Annotated in this window: 3 protein-coding genes; 2 read left to right on the forward strand and 1 reads right to left on the reverse strand. The window is 35.8% G+C overall.

Annotated features, from left to right (window positions below; translation table 11 throughout):
- Positions 1 to 215 precede the first annotated feature (215 nt).
- On the reverse strand, positions 216 to 3,290 hold the full coding sequence (locus tag N782_RS20270; protein ID WP_036824825.1) for an efflux RND transporter permease subunit: 3,075 nt from the start codon (positions 3,288 to 3,290) through the stop codon (positions 216 to 218).
- Between the two features lie 214 nt (positions 3,291 to 3,504).
- Between N782_RS20270 and N782_RS20275 the strand changes: the two genes are divergently transcribed.
- Both N782_RS20275 and N782_RS22140 read left to right on the forward strand, forming a co-directional pair.
- Positions 3,505 to 3,903 (forward strand): cytidine deaminase, encoded by a 399-nt coding sequence (locus tag N782_RS20275; RefSeq protein ID WP_036824827.1) that lies wholly within the window; start codon positions 3,505 to 3,507, stop codon positions 3,901 to 3,903.
- 191 nt (positions 3,904 to 4,094) lie between these two features.
- Positions 4,095 to 4,489: CotD family spore coat protein (locus tag N782_RS22140; protein ID WP_272913665.1), on the forward strand; the 395-nt coding region annotated here is incomplete at its 3' end.

Here is a 4,489-nt window from a genome sequence, read left to right on the forward strand (position 1 = left end):
ATTCTCACGAAAGCAACGGAAACATCTTTCATACCCAGATTTATCTCGATTCCAAGTCTTCAACATAATGGGGCTTTTATTGAAGATTATAATAAATAACAATCTCAATATCATCACACTTGTAATAGCGAAACTAAAATAAAAATCGCATGGGGAGGTAGAGGAATCCCCATGCGATTAATAATTTTTACGTTACATTCTAACAGATAAGCTGCTTATGCCTTATCTTTCTTTGGTTTACCATGATTAACCCTATGAAGCATCAAATAAAAGGCAGGTAAGAGTATTAAGGTAAGGATTGTAGAGAATAACAAACCTGCAACTATAGAAACAGCTAATGGTCTAAACAATACATCTCCACTAAAAGCTATTGGTAATAACGCTGCTATTGATGTTAATGAAGTAAGCAGAATTGGACGTATGCGTGCTCTGCCGGCTTCAATGACAGAACTGATAATGGATGATGATTGTTTATGGTTTTGTTCAATAAACTCAATGAGAATGACTGAATTTCGTACAACAATACCTGATAGGGAAACAATCCCCAGGACTGCTAAAAAGCTTAATGGCTGATTGGTAACAAATAATCCAATGATTGCCCCAGTTATAGCTAAAAATACAGTACTTGTAATGAGTAACGGCATTAACAAGGAGTTAAACTGAATGGCAATCACAAGGTAAATTAAAAAGAGAACAATAACAAAAAGCTTGGAAACTTCGATAAAGAATTCTTGTTGAGCACTAGACCCACCAGTTTGGCTAAAGGAATAGTCTGCGGGTAAAGTCTCTTCAAAGTTACTTATTAACGTATTTGCCTCTTGTTGAAAGTCAGAATTTCCTTCTTCTCCAAAACCTTTTAACGTTATGGTTCTTTTTCCATCTAAATGGGGAATTGATCCAATCTGGGTAGATTCACTTTTTGTAATAAATTCATTAAGTGTAAATACTTCAGGAGGCTGATTCCCATTAGTTTGAGAGACTACCTGCAATGAATCCAATGCTACTCCAGATTCACTATCATCATCTAACAGTACCTTCATGTCATATTGGTTAATTCCATTATCGAACACAGGAAGAGGGATCCCTGTATTTGCTACTTGCAACTGTGATGTAACTTGTTCAACTGATATATTATTTTCTGCCATTTTATCTCGGTTTAATGAATATTCAATGTAAGGCTGCTCTGAGCCCATATTTAATGTCACCATTTCGGTTGAATCAATCTTCTTCATTTTACCTTTTAGATCATTGGCAATATCTAATAGTTTATTCAGTTCAGGGCCTTGTATCTTTACTGCAATTGGTGCGCTCGGAGGAGGGCCAGATGTAATCGTTTCTAAGAAGATTTCACCTTTAGGAAATTGATCTCTTAAAGGCTCCTCCCATTCAGAAATAAAGGAAGATGCACTTGTTTTCTCCTTATTTATTCTCACAAGTACTTGCCCTGTATTTTCACCGCTTTGAGTCAAGCCAGAACTAAATAAGTTTGGCATTCCTGATCCAGCAAAAACAGCTGTTTCTGTTATATTGTCACTATTACTTTGTAAAAAGGCTTCCATCTCTTCTAAAGTGTTTTGGGTATTTTCTAGCGTATTTCCTTCTGGTAAGGTCATTGAAATTGTAACTTCTTTACGATCAGCAGAAGGGAAGAATTCAAATGGAATCTTAATAACAAGACTAGCTAACAACGCACAAATAACCAAACCTGAAATACCGAATATAAATGGCTTCTTTGTAACTTTGGGCAAAACAGTTTCCGCATAAAAAGCTTCTATAGCATTAAATACAGATCCCAATAGGCCAACTTTTTTAGGAGGTGCTGTTTGTTTCTTACGTTTACGGCGGACATATTGGACAGTAGGAATTAACGTTAATGACATAATAGTCGATGCAATGATGGTGGTAATGAGTGTAGTAGGTAATGCTCGAATAAAGTCACCATTACTTCCAGATAAGAAAGTTAATGGAAAGAAACTGAAAATTATCATTAACGTGGATGTTATGATTGATACTCGAACTTCCTTAATACCTTGAATCGTACCTTTCCATGCACTGTCCCCTAATTGGAAACGTCTCTGAATATTATCGTTAACAACTATAGCATCGTCTACTAAGATTCCTATAGCTATGATTACTCCTATTATCGAAATTTGATTTAAATCAACTCCAACATATGGTAAAGGAATTAATCCTATAATAACGGAGATTGGAATCGAAATAGCTACTAAAATAGCTGAAGAAAAAGGCAGCCCAATAAGCATAATAACTAGCACTGCTAAAAGGGATATACCAAATGATGTAAGTAAATTAGTGAACACTTCTTCAATAATAGTACTTTGAGTATAGAATTGTTTCACTTCAACATCAGAAGGGAGGTCATTAGACAAAGCGTCAACTTTTTCCGTTACCTTATCCTGAAGTGCAGATATATTTACTCCCTCTTTGGCTAATACTGTAAAAGATAACGAAGGATCCCCTTTATACGTAATTAAATCCTCATTCTCTTTATAGGTTAAGTTGACTGATCCTACATCTTTTAAATAAAGTGGATTACCTTCAGATGTAGAGCCTACCGATAATTCTTCTAATTGCTCCCAATCATCAATTTTATTTAAAAGTAATTGATACTTTTTTTCATTTTCTTCTACGGTCCCTATGGCACCAGGTTCCAATTCTTGCTTCAACTTATTTACTATCTGAAAAGGTGAAAGTTGTTGATCACTTAAAGCTTCATTGTCAAGTTCAACTATTAGTTGTTCTTCAGGTAGCCCCTTAATTTGTATCGACTCAACACCACTTATGTTCGTGATAGTTGATTGCCATTCATTAAGAGTATTTTTCAATTTATATAGGTTACTGTAATTATCGCTTACAAAATTGTAGGATGATACAGCAGACATGCGGAAATCAGTTTGTACAGTTGGATCCTGGACTGTATCTGGAAATGCTCTAGATATGTCAGAAACCGATTGTCTAAGTTTGGAGAATACAGATTGACGATCAGCATCCCCAGACAAAGTAATGGTTACAGAAGAGAATCCAGTAGTTGAGACAGATTCAACAGAATCCACTCCTGATAAGTCCTGAAGCTCTTCTTCATAAGGATTCGTAATGGTACTTTCTACTTCTTGTGGCGTTGCACCAGGATAAACAGTTGAAATCGTAGCAACATTTACGTTGATTTCAGGAATTTCTCTTTTAGGTAATTGTAAATATGTAAATACACCAGTAAAAATAAGTAATGCTATAAATACCCAGACAATTTTGCGATATTTTAATATCCAACCCATTTACTAGTACCCCCTTTTAGAAAATTAATGAAAATATATAATATAAGTTTACTATATCTATAAGGAGATATGCTAATCGTAGGTAGTGTACAATGTTCTTAAATATCATTTTCTTTTTTATATTTCCTTTTACATTGTGCAAACGCTTTACAGAAGACGTTATTTTTCTTATAATTAAAATCCATTTTATATGTGAAAAGGTAGGTATTCATCCATGAATAAACAAGATTTGATAGAGAGAGCAAAGTCCATAAGAGAAAAAGCATATGTACCTTATTCCCACTTTCCAGTAGGAGCAGCAGTTGTAACAAAATCCGGAAAAGTTTATGATGGCTGTAATATTGAAAATGCTGCATATCCTGTTACTTGCTGTGCCGAGAGGGTAGCAATCTTTAAAGCAATTTCAGACGGGGAAAGTGATTTTCAAAGTCTCGCAGTAGTTGCAGATACAAAAAGACCAGTACCGCCCTGTGGTTCGTGCCGACAGGTAATAAGTGAATTCTTTTCACCTGATGCTGAAGTGTACACTACTAATTTACATGGAGAAGTAAAACAAGTCACAGTGGAAGAGTTGTTACCATATTCCTTTTCACAGGATGACTTATCAGATTAAACATTATGAAAAAGAGCTGCGTTCGCAATGGAACACAGCTCTTTTATATAATAATGCTTTATATAAAATAGGCTGGTATATCTGCATATATTAAGACATTTCACCATAAAATAGGTATCTGACTTAGTACATGTCTCCTTATGTTCACATAGGTTATTAGTGAACCTAATTAAAGAAAGGAGACAGCATTAATGCATAAAAAGATGTGTCAACCTGGAATGGTAAGTCCTACGAAAACAAATGTTTACCCTACGAAACATTGTGTAAAGCATAATTTCTACCAACAAGAGGTTAACAATGTATTCCCTACACACACTACCAATGTAAATCACCTTAATACAGTAAATAAAAACTTCTACCCACAAACTCAATCTGATGTAAATCAGTACTCTCAACAAGACGTAAACATGGGTCCAACTTCACCGATGGGGATGGGACCAGGAATGCAAGGACCAGGTAGTCAAGTTGCTGGAGCATCGACCGGACCACAAGGTATGGGACCAGGAATGCAAGGGCCGGGAATGCAAGGGCCTGGCATGCAGGGACCAGGAATGCAGGGACCAGGAATGCAGGGACCAGGAATGCA

Source organism: Pontibacillus yanchengensis Y32, assembly GCF_000770635.1.
GTDB lineage: Bacteria > Bacillota > Bacilli > Bacillales > BH030062 > Pontibacillus > Pontibacillus yanchengensis.

Excerpts from the sequence above, each read along its gene's own strand:
- N782_RS20275 (WP_036824827.1), top strand. The coding sequence starts at position 3,505 with ATGAATAAACAAGATTTGATAGAGAGAGCAAAGTCCATAAGAGAAAAA.
- N782_RS20270 (WP_036824825.1), bottom strand. The coding sequence starts at position 3,290 with ATGGGTTGGATATTAAAATATCGCAAAATTGTCTGGGTATTTATAGCA.